The organism is Propionicimonas paludicola, from assembly GCF_002563675.1.
Lineage (GTDB): Bacteria > Actinomycetota > Actinomycetes > Propionibacteriales > Propionibacteriaceae > Propionicimonas > Propionicimonas paludicola.
Genome location: NZ_PDJC01000001.1, coordinates 3034184 through 3055536, shown reverse-complemented (window position 1 = coordinate 3055536; position 21353 = coordinate 3034184). Strand labels below are relative to the sequence as shown.

Below are 21353 nucleotides of genomic sequence, written 5' to 3'. Positions count from 1 at the left end.
CATCGTCGTGACGTCAGTGATTGACGCCGTCGTAGAGGATCTGCGCAGCCAAGTTCTGGCCCGAGAGCTGCCCGCCGATCACCCGCTGACCGAGGCCGACGTGGCCTCCCGTTACGACGTGGCCCGGCCGACCGCGAAGGCCGCGATCGAGCGGCTGGTCAGCGAAAAGGTGCTGGTCCGCAAGAATCACAAGACCGCTCGCGTGGTGAAGCTCGGACCCGACGACGTCCGCGACATCTACCAGACCCGGGTCTACCTGGAGTCCGAGGTGTTGCGCCGGCTGGCCGCCCGACGGGCAGTGCCGGAGGAGGCCCGCGCGGCCAATGCCGAGATCGAAGATCTCTGGAAGCAGGGCATCTGGGACATCGTCGGCCCGGATATGCGCTTCCACACCTGCCTGATCGACTCCCTGGGCAGCGAGCGGACCAGTGCCGCCTACGCGTCCCTGGCCTTCGAGGTGAAGCTGTGCATGTCGCAGCTGCAGGGCAGCCAGCGACTCAGCCCCGAGATCATCGCCGCCGAGCACGCCCTGATCCTCACCCGGATCTCCGAGGGCGACGCGGTCGGCGCGGCCGCGGTCCTGGACGAGCACCTGTCCCGCGCTCGTGAACTCCTGGCCGCCGCGCTGGGCGGCGAGCCCGGCCCCGAGGCCTTCCGCCCGTCCACCGCGCTGCCCCGCTGACCTTGGGGACGGTTCCACACCGTCCACCCTGGTCGGCGCACGTCGTGGGGACAGACCCCAGCTGCGTCCACCACCCCTGATCGCTGAGCCTGTCGAAGCGACCCCGGGCTCACCTTCCGCGGAACGCAAAAGTCGCCGCGCCATGGCGGTGGCGCGACGACTCATTGCGGCGGAAATCCGCTGCGGGGTGCAGATCCTCAGGTGTCGCAGATCGAGAAGGCGACCGTTGGGCCGGCACTTGATCGAGCTGTCGGGGGGTTGACATCTGGAGCTCGCAGAAAGAACCATAGCGAAAGTTCACTTGTCTAACAAGTAGACGTGCTGGGCAATTAGGCAAGGATCCCCTAATGTGTCCTCTACAAGGCTCGGGAGGAGGGGCAGTGGTTCGCAGCATCGTGGTGTTGTCGGTGATCGACGCCATCGCCGAGGACGTGAGGTCGCAGGTCCTGGCTCAGGAGCTCGCCGCCGGCACGCCGTTGACGGAGGTCGAGGTCGCCACCCGCTATGACGTCGCGCGGGCCACGGCGAAGGCCGCCATCGAGCGGCTGGTCAGCGAGAAGGTGCTGGTCCGCAAGAACCACAAGACCGCCCGAGTGGTCACTCTCGGCCCTGACGATGCCCGCGATATCTACCTGACCCGCTCCTACCTCGAGGGCGAGGCGATGCGCCAGCTGGCCAAGCGCCGCGAGGTCCCCGAGGCCGCGAAGGCCGCGAACGAGGAGATCGCGCTGGCCGCCCAACAGGGACGCTGGGACACCGCCGATGCCGACCTGCGCTTCCACACGGCGATGATCAGCGCCCTGGGCAGCCCCCGGTCGAGTGCGGCCTACGGCTCGCTGGCCTTCGAGGTGCGCCTGTGCCTGTCCCAGCTGGAGGCAAGTCGGCTGCTCAGCCCCGAGGTGATCGCCGCCGACCACGCCCAGATCATCGCCGACATCGAGAGCGGCGATCCGGAAGCCGCCGCAGCCATGCTGCACGAACATCTGGCGCGGGCGCGCGAGTCGGTCGTCAAGGCCCTGGGCGGACAGCCCGGGCCAGAGGCGACCCAACCCTCCTCGGCGCTGACTCGCTGAGTTCGGCGCGGAGCGATCGGCTCCGCCCACAGTGAAAGGCCTTGCCCCGGCCCGACCGCGCGACCAGATTGGTGCCCATGAAGCTCCTGGTGCTGGGCGGGACCCGGTTCGTCGGACGGGCAGTGATCACCGAAGCGCTCGACCGCGGCTGGTCGGTGACCGCGATCCATCGCGGGCTGACCGGACGCCTGCCCGACGCCGTCGAGGCCCGCTTCGCCGACCGCTCCGACCCGTCCGCCCTGGCCTCGGCACTGGGCGCTGACCATTGGGACGCCGTGGTGGACACCTGGTCGGGGGCACCGCGGGTGGCCACTCTGGCCGCCCGGCTGCTGCGGGGTCGCGCCGGACACTACGGCTACATCTCCTCGGCCTCGGTCTACCAACCCGGTCAGCGCGAGGCTGAGGCCTCACCGGTCGTGGCCGGTGACCCCGAGGCTGATGGCGGCGACTACGCCGCCATCAAGCGTGGCGCCGAGTTGGGGATCCTCGAGTCCTTCCCGGACGCACTGCTGGCCCGACCCGGGCTGATCCTCGGCCCCGGGGAGGACATCGGACGGCTGCCCTGGTGGCTGGCCCGTGCGGCTGCCGGCGGGCCGATGGTGGCGCCGGGGGCGCCGGATCGTCCGCTGCAGTACGTGGACGTCCGGGACCTGGCGTCCTGGCTGCTGAATGCGCTTGTCAACGGACGTCGCGGGCCGGTCGACGTGATCAGTCGCTCCGGTCACGCCACCACCGCGACCCTGCTGGAAGCCTGCCTAGCGGCCACCGGCTCGACCGCCGAGCTGGTCTGGATCGACGAGGAGCGGCTGGCCGCGGCCGGGGTCGAGCCGTGGACCCAGTTGCCCTGCTGGGTGCCGACCACCGGCGAGTACGCCGGCTTCCTGGAGGCCGACACCACGCTGGCCGCGCGCACCGGGCTGAGTTGCCGCCCGGTCGCCCAGACCGTGACCGACACCTGGGCCTGGCTCCAGACCGAGGGCTTCCCCGCGCAGCGTCCCGACCGTCCGGTGCACGGTCTCCCTCCCGAACTCGAGCGCGCCCTGCTGGGGGACGGTTCCGAAATTCGTAGCGCCACCCGCTGACAAGGGTGGACGGCAATAGGAACCGTCCCCATTAGGGTCCAAAGGCGGACGAAAATGGAACCGTCCCCGGGTGAGGCTAGGCCGGGGCGCCGGCCCGGGTCAGCAGCCGGACGGTGCCCGCGGCGCCATCGACCAGGACCCGATCACCGGTGGCGAGCCGGGCGGTGGCGTCCGCGCAGCCGACCACAGCCGGGATGCCCAGCTCGCGGGCCACGATGGCCGCGTGACTGAGCGGTGCACCCAGGTCGGTGACGATCGCTGCGGCCCGTGGGAACAGCGGCGTCCAACCGATGTTGGTGAGCTGGGTGACCAGCACCTCACCCGGACGCAGTTGGTCGGCCTGGGCGAAGTCGTCCAGGCGCCGGACCACGCCTTCCACCTGTCCGACCGCCCCGGCGAAGCCATGCACCAGCGCCGGATCCTCGGAGTCCTCGGCACGGTCGGAGCTCCGCTCGCCCGACCCGAAGACCCAGTAGTCGGCGCGGCGGTTCGGATCGTCCGCCCACGCCAACGGGTCGAAGGCGCCATAGATCACCGCGGGCAACTGCGGCAGTTCGAGCAGCTGCTGGTGCCGGGCGCGTCGCTCCGCGAGCAGCTCACGATCCACCGGCTGGCCACCGAGACCGGCCAGCAACTCCTCGATGGTCAGGTAGAACACGTCCAGACCGAGCCCGAGCAGCTCGCCGGCTCGCAGCGCGAAGCGACGCAGCACCCAGGTGCCACGGACGCCCTCCGAGCGCGCCGCCTCCCGGGCAGCGGCCTGTCGAGCGGCCCGACGCAGCTTCCGCTCGACGCCCGCCCGCTCCTTGGCCGGCAGGGACGACAGCGCCTGCTGGTAGCCGGCGGCACGGCGGGCGGCCAGGTCGTCGAGCTCGATGCCGGTGGCGGCCGCCAGCTGGGCGTCCAGCCAGTTCGGGTCTTCGACCGGACGCGGCCAGGCCAACTCGATCTCGTTCACGCCGCGATGTCCGAACCGCGCCAGGTAGTCCGCCGGCGCCAATCGGCCGGCCCGCACCTCGGCCAGCCCGAGGGACGGGCCGAGGCTCTCCAGCCGTCCGGCCAGCCCGGAGAGATTGCCGAACAGTGCCGAGACCAGCTGGGCGTCATAGCGGGCCCGCAGCTCGGCTTCGAGCTGGGCGGGACCGTCCGAGGACAGCGCGATGGTCATCCAGAAGGAACGGATCGCCGCCGGCAGGAGCTGGCCGTGCCACAGGGTGAGGAGCTCGTCGGCGGTCCGGGAGGCGGCGATCTCGTCGCTGAGCCGTCGGCAGTCGTCCGGGTTTCGAGCCAGGTAGCCGTCCAGCTGACGCCGGTAGCCGACCATCTTCACCAACGATCCGAGCAGCCACAGGCCGCTGTCCTGCCAGTCGGTCTGCGTCATGGGCACCAGGGTGACTGGCACCTGGCTAGGCAGTTCACCCCACCAGCCAGCCATCTTCTGGTACACCTCGCGGGGAGTGGCCTTTGCATTGCGTCCGCGCCGGGCGGTGATCTGGACGCTCAGGTTGGCGTACGGGCGTCCGCCGATGTAGCCGGCCATCTCGCGTCCACGGATGGCCATGGACGGGCCGCCGTTGGCCTGCTGATATCGCATGAGTGAGATGGTCAGCGGCGTCTGTGGGACCGGGTTCGCCTCGCTCAGGTTGGTGGCCGACCACAGGCAGTTGCCGGTCAGCGAGTCGTTGTACTCGGCGATCCGCGGCTGATAGCCGCTGAGCGTGGTGATCGGACGGGCCTGCAACACCCACACCGTGCCGTCCGCGATCGCCCACTCGATGTCCTGTGGGATGCCGCCGAAGACGGTCTCGATCTGATGGCCGAGACTGTGCAGCTTCGCACCGAAGGGACGCAGCTCGTCCGGTCCGGTGAAGCCGCCGTCAGGGCGATGCAGGGTGAACTCGGTCGCGGTTGCCGCTCCGCTGACCAGCGACTCCCCTAGTCCGAGGACGGTGTTGCCCAGCATGGTGTCGAGTTCGCGGGTCAGCGGATGGACGGTGAACAGCACCCCGGCTCGCTCGGCGGGCACCATCAGCTGGACCACGACGGCCACCTGGCCGGTGTCATCGGCGCCGCGAGCCTCGGCATAGGCGGCGACTCGAGCCGCCCGTCCGGACGCCCGGACTGTGGCCAGCGCGGACGGTACCTGATCGGCCGACACCTCGAGCACCGACTCATAGGCCCCGGCGAAGGATGCGGACGCCGAGTCCTCACTCAGCGCGGAGGAGCGGACGGCGAACTGCCGCTCGCGGCCCAACCGGGACAGCTCGCCGGTCAGCCAGGCCGACGCCTCGGCGGTCAGCTCGTCGCCGTCGAAGCTGGCCGGCAGCAGGACCACACCGTCGGGGACCGGCAGCCCCCCTTGGCGCATGGCGGCCAGCGACCGGGCCTTGCCACCGGCCCCGAGCTCGCCGGGCGGCACATCGGTCAGCCGGTAGTGGGCACGTCCGGACGGCGCATAGCTGCGCTCGCGCAGCCAGCGACTCAGGCCCGCCGCCAGCCAGGCGCCGAGCAGCCAGCCGATCGTCCCGCAGACCACGGCCGCCAGGATCGACCAGGGCAGCCGGAAGCCGGCCAGCCAGGCGCCGCTGAAGCCGACCAGAGCGGCAGCACCGTTGGTGACGACAGCAGCGACCCCTCGTCGTCCGCGCTCGGTCATTCCTCGGCCTCGGTCCCCATGATTTCGCTGAACCCCGGGGCCCGGGCGATCACGTTCTCGGCCTTGTCGAAGGCCAAGCCGAAGCGCAGATCCCCGAAGACCAGCAGCTTGTCGCCGACCTCGATCCCGAAGTCGCGCCGCGCCTGGGCCGGGATGACGATCTGACCCCGATCGCTGACCGTGATCGCGCCGTAGAACCGTCGGTTCGGGTCGTTCGCTGCCTGCATGAGTCCTCCAAGATTTGTCTTACTTACAAGACTAATCCGGAACGCTCAGATTGTCATCTTGCGCTGAAATCAGCCGCTACGGGTTCGGCCAGGGATTGGCCGTGCAACCGCCGAGGTTGCCGGATTGGTCGGACATCACCGGGGCCGGCCTGCCCTTCTTGGGGCAGCGTTCGGCGGGCTCGCCGAGGAACAGTCCGGCGGCACGGTTGATCAGGTAGGCCCGCCAGGCGCCTGTGCCGGCGAAGGCTGCCGGAGCGGCCGACCAGGCCGAGGCGTCGAGTAGTACCGAGGCGCCCTTCACGCAACTACCGGCCACTGGCTGGCAGGTCCGGGCGGCGGTCGGGACGGAGGCCACGCTGATGGTGAACTCAGCCTTCTTCGGGTCGCTGACCAGGGCGAACCGGACGTCCCCGGAGCCGGCCCAGCTGCGCGGGTCGTTCAGCACACCGGCAATCAGGCGGCCCACCGCGTCCGGCTTCAGCCCGAGGCTGGTCTCCACCCGAACGCTGTAGCGGTGCAGCTTCCCGGCCGCACCCACTGCAGCCACGTCCACGGCGGCCGTGGCGAACTTGCCCGATGACTTCGCCGGAGCGGACGGACTCGGCACCGGCGATGGGCTCGGTGTCTCCTTCACCGTGGCCAATGGAGGGTCCTGGCTCGACACCGACGGGCTCGGCTCGGCGGCGGCCGAAGCCTCCGACGTCGGCAGCGGCAGCGCCGCGACAGTGGACGTGGGATGTCCCGTCCGCTGCACCGGCGTCGACAAGGCACGGAAGTAGAGGGCGCTGGCCGTGATCAGGGCCAGCGCGAGCAGCACCGCCACCGGCACCAACGGGGACGCCCGGTGCCGAGTCTTCCGCCCGGCTCGGGGTGCCTCGGCACGATGTTGGTCCTCCACGCTCACTCGAACACCCTAACCGGCGGACCACACCGCGTCGGCGGCAGCGCTCCGGAGCGCCGCAGAACGACCGGCCAACACCGCTCACCGGGAGGTCGGCTCAGCGGTCGCCGGCGCGGTCCGAAGTGATGGGCGACGGTTGGGCCATGGACGGCGGCACCACGTCCTTCCGGATGAACCACAGCCAGCGCGGCTGGACCAGCCAGCGCAACGGACGGCGCACGGCGGGGAGCATCAAGACGATGGCAAGAGTCACGGCCGCCGCCGCCAGCAGTGCGACACCCAGGTAGCCGTCGACCGCCTGCGGCCCTCCCCAGCTCCGCCACTGCCGCTGGATCGGCTGATGCAGCAAATAGGCGAACATGCTGCCCGCGCCACAGATCGACACCAGCGGGATGGCGCCGCGCGGAATCAGCGCCAGCATGGCCAGCACGACCAGTGCGGCCCACGCCAGCAGCACCACGCGCATCCCGAGTTCGAAGAGGACGTGTCCCCGGTAGCTGGAGTGCATCCCGATCATCCGCTGATTGAGCGTCCCGACCAGCGCCCAGCCGGCCGCGAAGGATGCCAGCAGGACGGCCACGGCGAGGAGGCGGACCAGAGGTGTCTGCAGTCGCTCCCGCAGCCCGGACTGTCGGGCATACCAACCGAGCAGGAAGATCGGCATCAGGGCAACGCTGTGCTGGATCGAGAACGACTGGACGCCGCCGGCGAAGCCCACCAGTAGCGAGGCCACGATCGCGATCAGCCCGAACCAGCGCACCAGCACGAGGTAGGGAAGGATCACCCGCAGAGTACCGATGGTCAGCAGGAACCACATCCCGAAGATCGGCATGTCCCAGTCCAGCCGCAGGTCGCCGTTGATCAGGTAGATCTGCACCCGCTGCAGCAGTTCGAAGAACAGGTAGACCACGACGATCGACTGCAGCAGCCGGATCATCGAGCGACGGGTGGGCGGCTCGGCGCTGGAGAACCAACCGGAGACAAAGATCAGGAGTGGCACTCGCAGGGCCCAGGTCGCGTAGAACGCGCTGTCCAGGACACCACCGCGGGTCGTGATCGACGCCATGAAGTGAAACAACACGACCAGGACGACCGCAATGAACCGCAGTGAGTCCATGCTGGGGTCGCGACGCCCGTCGGCGACCTCGGCGGCATAGTCGCCTTCGGCCGGTGCCCAGGTCGCCACGGCAGAAGACTAGGCCGCCGCCCTCGACCTCGGACGTGATCCGGCGGGTGCGGCGGGTGGGCAGAATCACTCAGAACGGCATCTCCGGCGGACGCGCCAGGCTCGGCCACCACAACGCAGAAGCGCCAGCCGTCCGAAGACGACCGGCGCTCCCGAAACGAACTCAGGCTGCGACAACACCCACACTGATGTGGGCGACCACACCGGCAGTCAGCTTGATGCCGACGGTGTGCTTGCCAACAGTCTTGATCGGCTTCGTGATCTCGATCGAACGCTTGTCGAGGGCCGGGCCACCGGCCTTCTTCACCGCGAGAACGATCTCGGCCGAGGTCACCGCGCCGAACAGCTTGCCGGCCTCGCCAGCGCGCGCAGGCAGGGTGACCTCGAGGGCCTCCAGCTGCTCACGGATCTGGACGGCGTGCTCGGTGCCGCGGATCTCACGGGCGTCACGCGCCCGCTTGATGCCTTCGATCTGCTTCTCCGCACCGCGGGTCCAGCTGATCGCATGGCCACGGGGCAGCAGGAAGTTACGGCCGTAGCCGTCCTTCACCTCGACGATGTCGCCGGGGATCCCCAGGTGCTCAACCGGGGCAGTCAGAATCAACTTCATCTGTAATCCCCCTTATCAGCGAGAGGTCGAGGCGTAGGGCAGCAGGGCGAGTTCGCGAGCATTCTTCACTGCGATCGCGACCTTGCGCTGCTCCTGCACCGAGAGGCCGGTGACACGACGGGCGCGGATCTTGCCGCGCTCGGAGATGAACCTCCGCAGCGTGGCGGTGTCCTTGTAGTCGATGTTGCCGATGCGAATGGACTTCGCCGGGGCAACCTTCTTCGACGATTTCATAGGCTTACGTTGTTGGGCCATTGTGGTGCTCTCCTAATACCGAAAGCCCGGCTCACGCCGGAATGACGCGGCACCGCGGTGCGATGCCGTGCGGATCAGAACGGGGGTTCCTCGCTCTGGGCGGACGCCCAGGGGTCGGCTCCAGCCGTCCGCTCCTGCGACCCACCGGCGTTGTTGCCCCATGAGGAGCCACCACCACCAGCAGAGCCGCCGCCGAAGTTGCCCGACGAGGTCCTCGTGACCTTTGCCGTTGCATACCTCAGCGAGGGACCGACCTCTTCGACCTCGACCTCGAACACGGTGCGCTTCTCACCCTCACGGGTTTCGTAGCTGCGCGACCGCAGCCGGCCCTGGACGATCACACGCATCCCCTTGGTGAGGGATTCGGCGACGTGCTCAGCCGGCTGGCGCCATACGGCGCAGTTGAGGAACATGGCATCCCCGTCCTTCCACTCGCCGCTGGCCCGGTCAAAGGTGCGCGGCGTCGAAGCGACGGTGAAGTTAGCTACGGGAGCACCCGAGGGGGTGAACCGCAGTTCCGGGTCGGCGGTGAGGTTGCCGACCACGGTGATGAGAGTCTCGCCAGCCATGTTTCAGTCTTTCGATCGGACTTCGCTTATCCCCCACAGCCTTTCAGGTGACACTGACAGGCGAAAGGGGTTCAGCAGGCGTCAGTGCAGATCGGGGCGGATGACCTTCGTCCGCAGGATCTGCTCGTTAAGGGTGAGCTGACGATCCAGCTCCTTCACGACGGCCGGTTCAGCGGTGACGTTGACCACCACGTAGATGCCTTCGGACTTCTTCTTGATCTGGTAGGCCAGGCGACGCCGGCCCCACACATCAGTCTGGTCCACAGTGCCACCGGCTTTGGTGAGTCCGGCCAGCGGCTTGTCCAGCAAGCCGTTCACCTGGCGGTCGTCGACGTCGGGATCAATGATCACTACGACTTCGTACTTGCGCATACGCGAACTCCACCTCCTCTGGTCTAGAGCGGCCACGGGCGCTTCCCGTGGCAGGAGGGCGTATTCATCAACCACCGCGAACGGTGGCCGACAGGCAACTCTACCGTCCGCGGGTTGTGCGGGGCGAATCGCTGACGCGATCGGCGCTCTGCCTAGTCCTCCACTCGGTACCAGCCACCACAGTCGCGAGACTCGAAGCCGGTGACGCTGGAGTCAAGGACCACTCGGATCGGATCGTGCGGATAGGTGGCCCGGCCGTCGGCGATGAAGTCATCTCGACTCCCATCGAAACCCGAGTTCGTCTGCCAGTAGCACTCGCCGTTCCACCAGTTGGTCTCGTAGGTGCCGGGCTTGATCTCCGGGCCCACGCTGAACTGGCCGTCGATGAAGTAGGTCATCTGCTTCATGGCGGACGGTTCGAAGGTGCGCCACGTGCCGCATCCGCGGTTGTAGAAGTAGCGGTCACCAGGATTAATGGTGACGATCACCTGGCCGTCGGAGTTCGGGCCCGCACCAAGGACCGAGAAGCCACGGTCTTCGCGATCCCACTCGCACAGGCTCCCACCCGGGGCCACGTAGGTGCCCGGCTTGATGTCGGTGCCAACCTCCAGCAGGCCGTCCTGAGATCCGCGAGAACCGACGTCGTAGTTGAACTTCCAGTACAGATCGCGGGTCTTGTAGCCCTTCCGACTGACGTGGATCACGACACCCAGCCGGTGCGTCTCATCCGCCGAGCGAATCGCGTACGTCCGCGAGGTGGCCCCCTTCATCGGGACGTCGTCGCTGTACCACTGGTACTTCACCTTCGTGTCGGCCGGCTTCCACGCCCCGACAACCCGCACCGTGCCGCCGACGGCGACCGCTCCGGTGAGGTCGATGCCCACATAGCTGATGGTGCCGAGCCCGACCTTCTTCGTCTTCCCGGACGTCTTCGACGCGGCCTTGTACTTGGACAGCGAGCCGGTCACCTTCACCGTGATCTGCTTGTTCAGATCGGACGAGCCGAGGGTGTAGGTCGCCTTCGTGGCGCCGCCGATCTTCTTGCCCGAGCGGTACCACTGGTACTTCAGAACAACCCCGGCAGGCTTCCAGGACGCCGTTGCCGCCGTGAGGGTCTCGCCCACCTTCGCCGTCCCGCTGATCTTCACCGAGCCGGCGCTGACCTTCTTGCTGGCGGCTTCGGCCGAGGTCGGGGCGAGGAAACCAAGGGTCAGCAGTCCGGTGAGCGCAATGCTGACGACAGTTCTGAAGATCCGGCGCATGAGGGCGTCCTTCTGGCTCTGAGTGGTGGCTCAATTCTGGCGCATACCGAAGGACCCCAGAGACCAGATCCGGCCTCCCGAACGGTCAATAAACGGACGTTTGACTAGGTAATCCGCTTGGACGACTTGGACGTCTTGGCAGCCGTCGTGTAACCGGCGCGGACTCCGGTGACCTTCACCGTGAGCGTCTTGCCCTTGTCCGCGATCGTGAGCAGATAGGTCGAGCCGGTGGCCCCATTGATCGCCTTGCCCGAGCGGTACCACTGGTAGCTGAACGTGACCCCGGAGGTCCACGAGCCACTGCTCACCCCCAGCGTCGATCCGACCTTGGTGGTGCCGGTGATCTTCGGCGTACTCGCCTTCATGGTCACCTTCGGCACGGTCTTGGTCGCCGCGGACGCCTTGGTCACGCCGAGATAGCCGGCCTTGCTGGCGGTGACTCGGGCCGAGAGCTTCTGGCCCACGTCGGCCAGTTGGACCTTGTACTTGCTCTTGGTGGCACCGGAGATCGCCGAGCTGCCTCGGAACCACTGGTAGCTCAGGGTCGCCGCCGGAGACCAGGTACCCGGCTTGGCGGTCAGGGTCGAGCCGACCTTCACCGTCCCGGACAGCTTCGGGGTGGGCTGGCTGCTGAACACCCGCAGCACCGTGCCCGCCGACACGGTCGAGGTGACCGTGGTGAGCCCGGTCTTCTGCGCGGTCACGGTGAGCGTGATCGGCTTGCCCTCGGACTTGCTGGGCACCTTGTAGCTGGACGCCGTCGACACCGGTTGACCGTCCAGCTTCCACTGGTAGCTGAGCGAGTCGGGAGTGGGCGACCAGGTGCTGGCGTGCCCGGTGAGGGTGGCCCCGACGATCGGAGTGCCGGTGATCGTCGGCGGTCCGGCGGCCACCAGAGCGTTGTGCACTTCGAAGACGTAGCGACCCGGGGTGCTGCTGCCCAGCGAGGACGCGATCAGCGGGCTCGAGCCACCGTCGACGATGGCGCCGGCCACGCCCGGGTTCACCCAGTAGTGGCCGCGAGTCCGATCGCCGGCCGTGTAGCCGACCCGCGCTGTGCCGGAGGCGTCCCACTGCACCTGGTCGTAGTTGAACGTCAGGTCAAAGTCACCGGCCGATCGTCCGGCCGCGCCGGACCTGGAGGTGATGATCAGCTGGAAGGTGTTCGGTGCACTGTCGTCCGCGCTGTAGTGGCCGACGTCGTTCCAGCGGATACAGGCGACCCCGTCTGCGGCGCCGTAGGTGACCGAGTCGGCGACGGCACCGGAGAGGTCACCGTCGAACCACAGCGGGGCGAGCACCGGCGCCCCCGACCAGGTGCCCAGGTCGGGGATCTCGGTGCGGTTGAAGCTGGAGTCCTTATCGTTCGCGAGGAAGGCGATACCGCGGTCGGTGACAACCAGGTTCGACCCCTTCTTCCCCCAGAAGGAGATCTCAAAGCCGAGGTTCATCACGGCCTGATTCAAGTCTCCGCCGGCCGCCAGCGTCATGCCTCCCTTGGTGGGATTGCAGGCGTCCTCGTTCTGGCCGGCGACCGACATGAAGGCGGACGTCCACTCCGGCAGCGTCACCAGGTCGATGCTGGTCAGCGAGTTCGCCACTCGACTGTTGGTGTCCGTCGGCGAGCCCGGATAGGAGCCACCCAGCCAGACCGTCCGGTAGCCGACCTTGCTGAAGCGCAGCGTGAAGGTCCGCCCCTCCGGGATCGACAGCTGGTAGCTGCCGTCGACGATGCTCTCCTCCGAAGCCGCGGGCGCCCAGGTGGAGTCGGTGTTCCAGACGAAGGCATCCACCGACACCCCACTCGGAGTAGCGGCATCGCCAAGCACAACCGTCCCACCGACCGTGATCATGTGGTCGTTGACCCTCATCGTGAAGTCGCGGCTGGTAGCCGCAGCTGCGAGGCTGACCGTCTCGGTGGCTTGTGCATAGGCGGCGCTGGGGTCCTTAAGGCCGACGACGAAGGTGCCGGGTGCGCTATAGGGGATGTCAATGTCGTAGGTGCCCAGATCCTTGTCGGTGCCATCGCCACTGGTGGTGAGGCCGGTCAGCGGGGTCCCAGCTGCGACTGCGGACAGGTTGGCGTAGATGCCGACCTCGATCCCGCCCAGCCGGGTGTTCGCATCGGCCGTAACCGAGCCGGATAGCTGGTACTTCCGCTTCATGGTGGCGGTGCCCAGGGCGATCGAACTCGCGCCCGCGCTGACGTACTCACCGGAACCGGTCGAGGTCGGCTTGACCGTGCTGAACCCGGACTGATGCCACCACTGGTCCCAGTAGCCAGACTTCTTGACCCCGATGGCGTACTTACCTCCGGCAGTGAGATCGGCCATCGGCACACTGACTGCCGATGCGGTAGGAGTGAGCGGATCACCGCAGGTGTAGGTCGAACCAGACCACGGGCACAGGTAGACCCCGAAGTTGCTCGCGCCCGACACCGAGAAAGTGATCACCGGGTCGGCGGCCATGGCGGACGGGGCCGCGCCCACGGCCAGGCTGAACACAGCCAGAACGGCCACAGCCGTCCGACGGAATAGCCGCATCCAACACCCCCGGGTCCGCTCCTCGAAGACCGGCCGGGAGAAATTCAACACTCCCGCCGAGACTGGATCCTCAGTGTAGGGGCCGAGGTGGGCCGGTCCTCTGGGAATGAGAGGATCGCCAGCGCTAATGCTGACTGGGCGTGGAAGCGACAGCGCTCAGTTGATTGTCAGCGCCGTCGAAATCACCATGGAACTCCGATAGCCGGCCTTTTCAGCTGTCACCCGCACCGAAACCTGATGGCCCAGATCGGCGGCCCGCACCTGATAGCTGCGTCCTGTGGCCCGCCGAATCGTGCGGCCATCACGCAGCCAGTAGTAGTGCAATCGCACCCCGGCCGGCTGCCAGCCGGTGCTGCCGGCGACAAGTCGCTGGCCGACCATCGGCGATCCCGTGATCGTCGCTGTGCCGCCGCTGAGTTGGCCCGACCTGATCCGGGTACTCAGGCCGGCAACGACCTGAGCCGACCTCGCCCGGTCCAGGCTGGCCCGCACCCGCACCGAGATCCGGCGATGTAGATCACCGGCAGTGAGCACTCGCGTGGCCTGCTGTGCGCCCCGGATCCGATGACCGTTGCGGTACCACTGGTACTGCAGTCGGGCGCTGACGGGCCAGCCGGTGGTGACCGCTGTCAGGGTCTGACCGACCGTCGGCGTGCCGACGATCCGGACCCCGCCGGTGCTCAGTGCCTTCACCGGCCCGGCCAACGTGATGGTGCCGAGGTTGCGCAGCCGCCCGGTGGTGGTGGTCATGCCGCCGGCGCAGCCCAGGCAGTAGCTGGCGCTGCCGTCCACCGGAGTGAAGCGCAGCTGGTAGCGGCCCGGCTTCAGGTGCAGCTGGTAGCTGCCCCGCAGCGCTGTCCCGCGAACCGTGGACGCCTCGTAGACCCCGGAGCGCACCAGCACGCCGGCGCGGGTGTAGACGTCGAGTTGGTAGAGCCGACTCGGCGGCTGATCCGGTCCGACGGCGGCCGGGAAACTGACCGTCCCGGAAAAGCCGGTGCCACCGATCAGCCGCAGGGTCGGTGCGGTGACCGCCCGTCCGCCGGCCACCACCACGGTGGTCTCGGCCCACTGGCACGGGTCGACCTGCTGCGGAGTGCAGGTGACCGTCGACTCGGCTACGACCCGATAGGTGCCGTCCGGCACCGGCCCGAAGCGATACGGACGCCGTCCGTCGGCCGGAGTGCCGGGCTGCAACTCCGAGCCTGGCCGGGGATCCTCGGCCGGTCCCCGCAGGCTGAGCGTGAGGTCGTAGCCGAATGGACGTCCGGCGCTGTCGAGCACCTTCCCGGTGATCGTGGCCCCGGCGCGCAACTGCAGATCCTGGTGAAGGCTCGCACCGCCGCCGAGCTCAACCACGAGCCGGTCCTTCAGGTAGGGGCTGCCGCCCAGATAGCTGGTGACGTAGCCGTCCGCCGATGCCGACAGTGAGTAGCTGCCCGGGGCCAGCCCGGCGAACTGGAACCCGCCGGACGCGTCGGTGGAGGTGCACTCGCTCGACCAGCCGCCGGACGGCTCAGTGAAAAGGCATACCTGGGCATTCGCGGCCGACCCGCCCTGGGGCAGGGTGACCGTTCCGAGAATCGATCCGTATCCCCCGGCCACCGCCGGCGCGGCAAAGCCGGAGGCCACAAAGGCCAATCCGAGCACGGCAATCAGGGCAGCGCGCAGTCCGGCCACAGCCAGTGAAATGCGCTTCTTGGACATGCCGTCCAGCCCCCCGAACGTTGTGAACAGAATCTCACGAGGGCGCGACAACATCACCGCCATCCCCCGATGGACTTCCCAGTAGGTCCATTATTGCTGCCGCCGGAAAGCCCGTCGAGACGAAGGCAGCGCCCGGCCCGGGCCAAATTGCGACCAAACGGCGTCACCGGTGTTCCCGGTGGTGACAGCCGAATTCACCAATCACTGAGCGCGGCGAACTCTCAACCCCTACTCACGGTTCGCGGCCTTCTCTGCGGATATCTGCACGCAGAAGGGCGCCGACGAACCGTGGTCGCCTAGCGTTCTGACTCGGATCCCCCGATCAGGAAGAAGTGCATGCCCAAGCTCGTCCGCGCCAGCATCGCGGTGCTCACCAGCATCGCCTTGTGGGTCGCCGTGCCCACGGCCGCACGGGCTGCCGATCCGGTCCCGGCACCGCCGGCCAGCCTGTCCAGCAATGTGATCGACGCCCACCCGGGCTATCAGCCGCAGACCACCTGCTCGCCCAGCGCGAAGCCGGGCGCGACCGCGCTGCTGAACCTGCTGATCACCACCTGGGGCGGATCGTCGTCCGGAATCTCGCGCGCCTGCACCACCGGCGGCACCTCCGAACACAAGGAGGGACGGGCGCTGGACTGGCACATGGACGTCAAGAACGCCTCCGACGTGGCCCAGGTCGACAAGGCACTGACCTGGATCACCGCCAACAACGGCGAGATCGCGCGTCGGCTCGGGATCATGTACATCATCTGGAACCAGCAGCTGTGGGCCACCTACGCCCCCGACCGCGGCTGGCGGAACGAAGCAGACCGCGGCTCCTACACGGCCAACCACAAGGACCACGTCCACATCTCGCTGACCTGGGACGGCGCCTACCAACAGACGTCCTGGTGGACCGGAGTGCCGGTCACCGTCCCGCTCGAGGGCGCCTGCGGCGGCACCGGGCAGCCCGGCTGCCTTCCGGTGATCCCGCGGTCCACCGACAAGACCTGGCCGTACCAGGAGACCTTCGTCCCGGCGAAGTTCGTGGCCGCTCCCAAGGCCGTCCCGATCATCACCGGCACCGCCCAGATCGGACGCACGCTGCAGGCCACCACCGGCAACTGGGCCACCGGAAACGCGAAGCTGAGCTACCAGTGGCAGGCCAACGGCACCTCGATCGAGGGTGCCGACCAGGCCTCGCTCGAGATTGCCCCGAGCCTCGGCGGCAAGACTCTGCGCGTCCAGATCACCGCCAAGCCCAGCAGCGGCAGCGCCACCACCCGCACCTCGGCGGCCACCGCCAAGGTCAGCCTGGCGAAGTTCAGCACCGGTGCCGCAGGCATCTCCGGAGTGTTCTCCCCGGGCAAGACGCTGACCGCCGGGGTGAGCAGCTGGACCCCGGAGCCGGAGAAGGTCAGCTACCAGTGGCTGCGCGACGGCAAGAAGATCTCCGGTGCCACGAAGGCCACCTACAAGGTGAAGAGCTCCGACAACAAGCACCAGCTCTCAGTGAAGATCACCGGCGCCAGCACCGGCTACCAGACAACGACGCTGACCTCGGCAAAGACCACAGTGCTACGCCAGTTCACCAGCGCCCCGATCCCGCAGGTGCGTGGCTCGCTGGTGGCCGGCGCCACGCTCAGTGTGATCACGGGCACCTGGTCGCCCAAGCCGTCGAAGCTGACCTATCAGTGGTACGCGGACGGGGTCGCGATCGCCAAGGCAACCAAAGCCACCGTGGTGCTTCCGTCCGACCTGGTCGGGAAGACGATCACCGTGAAGGTCACCGCGGCGAAGTCGGGGTATCGGACGATCAAGGTCTACTCCGAGCCCACCGCCGTGGTGTCGAGCTCCGGCCTGTCGGCCAGCGCGACTCCGGATCCGGCCGTGGTGCCGTCCAGCTCACCGGCCGCCTGGGCGCCGACGGCCGAGGCCAACCCGTCTCCGCTGGCTGCGGCCTGATCGGACGCCCACTCGTCCCGAACGTCCGGGGCACGGCACCGTCGAGCGTCGGAGCTGCCGCCGAATTTCTGATGGCGGACGCCCCAACCGGCGGCGGCCGAGTCGCTAGGGTGCAAGCACCACCTCCAAGGGAATCCCATGACCCGACGAATCACCGCACTCCTGGCCGCGATCTGTGCAACCGTGCTGCTCTGGACCAGCCCGGTCGCGGTGCCGTCCGCCGCAGCGAAGAGCCCCTACCCGCCCAAGACGCTGGCCACGGCGACCATCGATGCGCATCCCGGCTATGACCCACAGTCCCGGTGCACGCCGACGGCCAAGCCCGGCACCAAGGCTCTGCTGAGCCTGCTGATCAAGACCTGGGGCGGCGGATCGTCCGGCATCTCCCGGGCCTGCAGCGTCGGTGGAACCTCCGAGCACAAGGAGGGACGGGCGCTGGACTGGCACATGGACATGAAGAGCAAGTCCCAGCGCGGCCGGGTCGACAAGGCGCTGACCTGGATCACCGCCAACAACGGTGAGGTGGCCCGGCGGCTCGGGATCATGTACGTGATCTGGAACCAGCGGATCTGGTCGACCTACTACCCCGAGCTCGGCTGGCGGAAGATGGCCAGCCGTGGTTCGTACACCGCCAACCACAAGAACCATGTGCACATCTCGCTGACCTGGGACGGTGCCATGAAGCAGACCTCGTGGTGGACCGGGGTGCCGGTGACCGTCCCGCTGTACGGCAAGTGCGGCGTCGCCGGTAAGCCGGCCTGCCTGCGCACGATCGCCCGGGCCGGCTCCACGCGCTGGCCGTACCAGAGCACCACGGTGCCGGTCCCCTTCCTGCCGGCGCCGCGCAACTACCCCAACATCGGCGGCAGCCCGCGGGTCGGGCTCACCCTGACCGCGGTGCCGGGCACCTGGGTGCCGGACGGGGCCACGCTGAGCTACCAGTGGAAGCGCGGCCGGACGCCGATCAGCGGTGCCACCGGGGCGACCTATCAACTGGTCGCGGCCGACTACAACGCCGAGATCCGCGTGACGGTGACCGCGGCCGTAGGGGACGTGGTGCTGCCCGCCAGGACCTCGCCGGGCACCGCCGATATCTACCGCGGAAAGTTCGCGGCCAGTGGCGTCCGACTGCCCGAGGAGGCCGTGCTCGGCACCCCGCTGAGCGTCAACCTGGGCACCTGGAGCCCGACGCCGACCAGCTACCGCTACCAGTGGCTGCGCGACGGGAAGACCATCAAGAAGCAGACCGCGGCGACCTACCTGCCCAAGGCCTCCGATGTCGGTCACAAGCTCTCGGTGCGGGTCACCGGCAAGCTGGCCGGCTACACCGACCTGACCGTGACCACTCCTGCGGTGAAGGTGGTTGCGGCGTTCACGGCGACGCCGGCACCGACCATCAGCGGCTCGGCGAAGGTCGGCAGCACCCTGACCGCGAACGTGCCCGCCTGGACGCCGGCTGTAGCCAGCCTCAGCTACCAGTGGTTCGCCGGGGACACGGCCATCGACGGCGCCACCTCACGGGAGTTCGTGGTCACCGAGGCACAAACGGGTATAGCGCTCCGAGTGGTGGTCACCGGACGGCGCTCCGGCTACGGCAGCGTCCAGGTTTCCTCGGTGGCGACCAGCCCGATCGAGGCGGCGACACCGCCTCCGCCGCCGGAGACCCCCACGCCCAGCCCCACTCCGACGGACACGCCCGGCGGGTAGCGGACGGCTCAGCAGCCGGGCGGCAGCTTCTGGTCCAGACCGAGTTCGGAGACCAGCCGCAGGAACTGCGGACGCGATGTGGGTGACGGGTTGTGCGTCCCGTCCAGCCAGCCCTGAACGGTGGTGGCCGGAACACCGGCCAGCCGTGCCGTGGCCCGGATCGACAGATGCCGGGTCTTGCGCGTCTGGTCCAGAAGGTCGGCGAACTCAGACCAGCGCTCGGGGGTGAGCATGGCTCATTGTCCACCCATCGCGGCGGATCCGCCGGGAACCGACGTGACCGAGCGGACGTCCCGGTTCAGTCCTCGTCGAGCCACAACCCCGGATGAAGCTGGTCGGTGAGCTCGAGGAGCTCGACCAGCCGAAGAAACCGAGGCCGCAGGGCCGGGGTCGGAAAGTGCCGGGCCGAGAGCCAGCCCTGCATTGTCGAAGAAGGCACGCCGACCACTCGCGCGACGGTTCGGATCGAAAGATGTCGATCCTTTCGCGCCTGATCGATCAACACGGCGATCTCGGTCCTGGTGGGCCGCTGCTGCACAGAAATTCCTGTCGGGGTGGTGGTTGCCCAGGGTTGCCCCTGGCCAACGAAAAAGAACTCTGGTTCGGGCAGGCACTGACATGCGCGCCGGCTGCACGGTCGCTGATGCCCGAGCGGCCATCGAAATGGCCACACCCCTCGAAACAGGTCAGCGTCCCTGAAGTCCCCGGCTTACCGATCAGTGCCTGCTCGTCCTAGTGAACAACTCAGTAATGAAATCCTCCCAGCCCATTGGCGGATTTCGTACAGAGTCGTACAGACAAATAGCGGACAGAATTGGCCGAACGCTCGCCTGGGAGCGCGGCCGGGGCGACCCGGAGCGGGCCGCGACCAACCGTCCCGACAAGGACGGACGCTCAGAGGCGCGCCCAGGTCCGGTAGCCCCCATCGAGGTTGCGGACCCGGCGGCCGGATTGGGCAAGGGTGCGGGCGGCCAGGTAGCCACGCAGCCCGACCTGGCAGTGCACGATCACGTCGTCGGCCACCTCGTCGAGGCGGTCGCGCAGGTCGTCCACCGGGATGTTGATCGCGCCGGGGATGCCACCGGCCGCATACTCACTCGGCGTGCGGACGTCGATCAGCTGGACGCCACGAGCCAGCTCGGCGTCCAGTTCGTGCCACTGGATGGTGTCGGTGAGCCCGTCGCGCAGGTTCTCGGCGATGTAGCCGAGCATGTTCACCGGATCCTTGGCCGAGCCGAACTGCGGCGCATAGGAGAGCTCGAGGTCGGCCAGCTCGGAGGCGGTGATGCCTCCGCGGATCGCCGTGGCGATCACGTCGATTCGCTTGTCGACGCCCGATCCACCGGCGCCCTGGGCGCCCAGGACGGCATCGGTCTCGGCGTCGACGACCAGCTTCAGGCTGAGCCCTTCGGCACCGGGGTAGTAGCCGGCGTGGTTGGCCGGGTGAGTGTGGATCACTCGGATGGCTCGGCCCGCGGCTCGGGCGCGCTTCTCGGTCCAGCCGGTGGCCGCAGCGGTCAGGCCGAAGACGCCGACCACTGCCGTGCCCAGGACGGGCTTGGCGGACGCGGCCCGTCCGGCGATCACGTCAGCCACCAGGCGTCCATGGCGGTTGGCCGGGCCGGCCAGCGGCACCAAGGCCTGGGCGCCGCTGATCACGTCCCGCTTCACCACGGCATCACCGACGGCGAAGACCGCCGGATCGGAGGTGCGCTGGTGCTCGTCGACCAGGATCCCGCCGCGCTCGCCCAGTTCCAGGCCGGCCGCCTCGGCCAGAGTGGTCTCCGGCCGGACGCCGATGGCCGCGATCACCAGACCGGCGGCCAGGGTGCTGCCGTCGGAGAGGGTCACGCTGTCCTCGGCGATGGCGGTGACCGAGGCTCCCGTCACCACCCGGACGCCGTTGGCAATCAGCTTCTTCTCGACCAGAGCAGCCATTTCGACGTCCAGCGGGGCCAGCAGCTGCTCGGCCAACTCCACGATGGTCACCTCAAAGCCCTTGTGGATCAGGTTCTCGGCGAGCTCGACGCCGATGAAACCGCCACCCATGATCACCGCGGCGCGATCCGGACGATCGGCCACAGCGGCGGCCATGGCGTCCACGTCGGCGATGTTGCGCAGGGTGAGGGCGCGCTCGGCACCCGGGATCGGCGGCACGAACGGCGCGGCACCCGGGGCCAGGATCAGGGCGTCGTAGCTCTCGGTGTAGCGGCTGCCGTCCGCCAGGTTCGCGACCGTGACCGTCTTGCCGGCCCGGTCGATGGCGACCACTTCGGAGTTCACCCGGACGTCCAAGCCGAACCGTGCCTTGAGGCTGGCCGGGGTCTGCAACAGCAGCGCCTGCCGGTCGGTGATCACGCCACCCACGTAGTAGGGAAGCCCGCAGTTGGCGAAGGACACATGCCCCGAGCGCTCGAGCACCACGATCTCGGCGGACTCGTCCAGCCGACGCAACCTGGTCGCCGCGGACATCCCGCCGGCAACACCACCCACAATCACCGTCTTCACCCTGGTGACTATATACCCCCCGGGGTATCCGTCCTCAACTCGCCGGTGTGAACCTCCCCGGCCGCCGGC

General features: G+C 68.3%; 19 protein-coding genes. 5 read left to right on the top strand and 14 right to left on the bottom strand.

The genetic code is table 11. From position 1 onward, the window contains the following. Positions 1-7 precede the first annotated feature (7 nt). The 3 genes from ATK74_RS14130 (at position 8) to ATK74_RS14120 (ending at position 2837) form a co-directional block, all read left to right on the top strand. Positions 8-682: a GntR family transcriptional regulator gene (locus tag ATK74_RS14130; RefSeq protein ID WP_245840958.1), complete on the top strand. Its 675-nt coding sequence runs from the start codon at positions 8-10 to the stop codon at positions 680-682. 380 nt (positions 683-1062) lie between these two features. Further along, positions 1063-1755: a GntR family transcriptional regulator gene (locus tag ATK74_RS14125; RefSeq protein WP_211283391.1), complete on the top strand. Its 693-nt coding sequence runs from the start codon at positions 1063-1065 to the stop codon at positions 1753-1755. A 77-nt stretch (positions 1756-1832) separates the two neighbouring features. Further along, complete coding sequence (locus ATK74_RS14120; protein ID WP_098461645.1) at positions 1833-2837, top strand: NAD-dependent epimerase/dehydratase family protein; 1005 nt, start codon at positions 1833-1835, stop codon at positions 2835-2837. Positions 2838-2913: 76 nt separating this feature from the next. Here ATK74_RS14120 and ATK74_RS14115 read toward each other — a convergent pair whose 3' ends face one another. The 11 genes from ATK74_RS14115 to ATK74_RS14065 form a co-directional block, all read right to left on the bottom strand. Further along, positions 2914-5493 (bottom strand): PEP/pyruvate-binding domain-containing protein, encoded by a 2580-nt coding sequence (locus tag ATK74_RS14115; RefSeq protein WP_098461644.1) that lies wholly within the window; start codon positions 5491-5493, stop codon positions 2914-2916. Beyond that, positions 5490-5720, bottom strand: coding sequence for an AbrB/MazE/SpoVT family DNA-binding domain-containing protein (locus tag ATK74_RS14110; RefSeq protein WP_098461643.1), 231 nt, complete (start codon positions 5718-5720; stop codon positions 5490-5492). Before ATK74_RS14110 ends, ATK74_RS14115 begins: the two co-directional genes overlap by 4 nt. A gap of 76 nt (positions 5721-5796) precedes the next feature. Next, the gene (locus ATK74_RS14105) at positions 5797-6624 is read right to left on the bottom strand and encodes a DUF3152 domain-containing protein (RefSeq protein WP_098461642.1); all 828 of its coding nucleotides are present in this window, start codon (positions 6622-6624) and stop codon (positions 5797-5799) included. A 94-nt stretch (positions 6625-6718) separates the two neighbouring features. Then, positions 6719-7807: an acyltransferase family protein gene (locus ATK74_RS14100; protein ID WP_098461641.1), complete on the bottom strand. Its 1089-nt coding sequence runs from the start codon at positions 7805-7807 to the stop codon at positions 6719-6721. A gap of 163 nt (positions 7808-7970) precedes the next feature. Then, positions 7971-8417, bottom strand: coding sequence for a 50S ribosomal protein L9 (gene rplI / locus ATK74_RS14095; RefSeq protein WP_098461640.1), 447 nt, complete (start codon positions 8415-8417; stop codon positions 7971-7973). A 15-nt stretch (positions 8418-8432) separates the two neighbouring features. Beyond that, positions 8433-8672 (bottom strand): 30S ribosomal protein S18, encoded by a 240-nt coding sequence (rpsR, locus tag ATK74_RS14090; protein WP_098461639.1) that lies wholly within the window; start codon positions 8670-8672, stop codon positions 8433-8435. A 74-nt stretch (positions 8673-8746) separates the two neighbouring features. Then, positions 8747-9241 (bottom strand): single-stranded DNA-binding protein, encoded by a 495-nt coding sequence (locus tag ATK74_RS14085; protein ID WP_098461638.1) that lies wholly within the window; start codon positions 9239-9241, stop codon positions 8747-8749. Between the two features lie 81 nt (positions 9242-9322). Beyond that, a complete protein-coding gene (rpsF, locus tag ATK74_RS14080) occupies positions 9323-9613 on the bottom strand; it encodes a 30S ribosomal protein S6 (RefSeq protein ID WP_098461637.1) in 291 nt (96 codons plus the stop codon). A gap of 152 nt (positions 9614-9765) precedes the next feature. Next, positions 9766-10875, bottom strand: a complete 1110-nt coding sequence (locus tag ATK74_RS14075) for an Rv1352/Rv1906c domain-containing protein (protein WP_098461636.1) — start codon at positions 10873-10875, stop codon at positions 9766-9768. A 104-nt stretch (positions 10876-10979) separates the two neighbouring features. After that, entirely contained in the window at positions 10980-13394 is a 2415-nt protein-coding gene (locus tag ATK74_RS14070) for a nidogen-like domain-containing protein (RefSeq protein ID WP_169923872.1), read from the bottom strand. 180 nt (positions 13395-13574) lie between these two features. After that, positions 13575-15125 (bottom strand): carboxypeptidase-like regulatory domain-containing protein, encoded by a 1551-nt coding sequence (locus ATK74_RS14065; protein ID WP_169923871.1) that lies wholly within the window; start codon positions 15123-15125, stop codon positions 13575-13577. Between the two features lie 336 nt (positions 15126-15461). Between ATK74_RS14065 and ATK74_RS14060 the strand changes: the two genes are divergently transcribed. Both ATK74_RS14060 and ATK74_RS14055 read left to right on the top strand, forming a co-directional pair. After that, positions 15462-17069: a VldE C-terminal domain-containing protein gene (locus ATK74_RS14060; protein ID WP_098461633.1), complete on the top strand. Its 1608-nt coding sequence runs from the start codon at positions 15462-15464 to the stop codon at positions 17067-17069. 138 nt (positions 17070-17207) lie between these two features. Beyond that, positions 17208-18776, top strand: coding sequence for a VldE C-terminal domain-containing protein (locus ATK74_RS14055; RefSeq protein ID WP_098461632.1), 1569 nt, complete (start codon positions 17208-17210; stop codon positions 18774-18776). 8 nt (positions 18777-18784) lie between these two features. Here the strand turns inward: ATK74_RS14055 and ATK74_RS14050 are convergent, their stop codons facing one another. From ATK74_RS14050 to ATK74_RS14040, 3 genes are all read right to left on the bottom strand, one after another. After that, positions 18785-19009: a helix-turn-helix domain-containing protein gene (locus ATK74_RS14050; RefSeq protein ID WP_098461631.1), complete on the bottom strand. Its 225-nt coding sequence runs from the start codon at positions 19007-19009 to the stop codon at positions 18785-18787. Positions 19010-19074: 65 nt separating this feature from the next. Next, positions 19075-19314 (bottom strand): helix-turn-helix domain-containing protein, encoded by a 240-nt coding sequence (locus ATK74_RS14045; protein WP_098461630.1) that lies wholly within the window; start codon positions 19312-19314, stop codon positions 19075-19077. 356 nt (positions 19315-19670) lie between these two features. Beyond that, positions 19671-21284 (bottom strand): FAD-dependent oxidoreductase, encoded by a 1614-nt coding sequence (locus ATK74_RS14040; protein WP_098461629.1) that lies wholly within the window; start codon positions 21282-21284, stop codon positions 19671-19673. Positions 21285-21353: the final 69 nt, after the last annotated feature.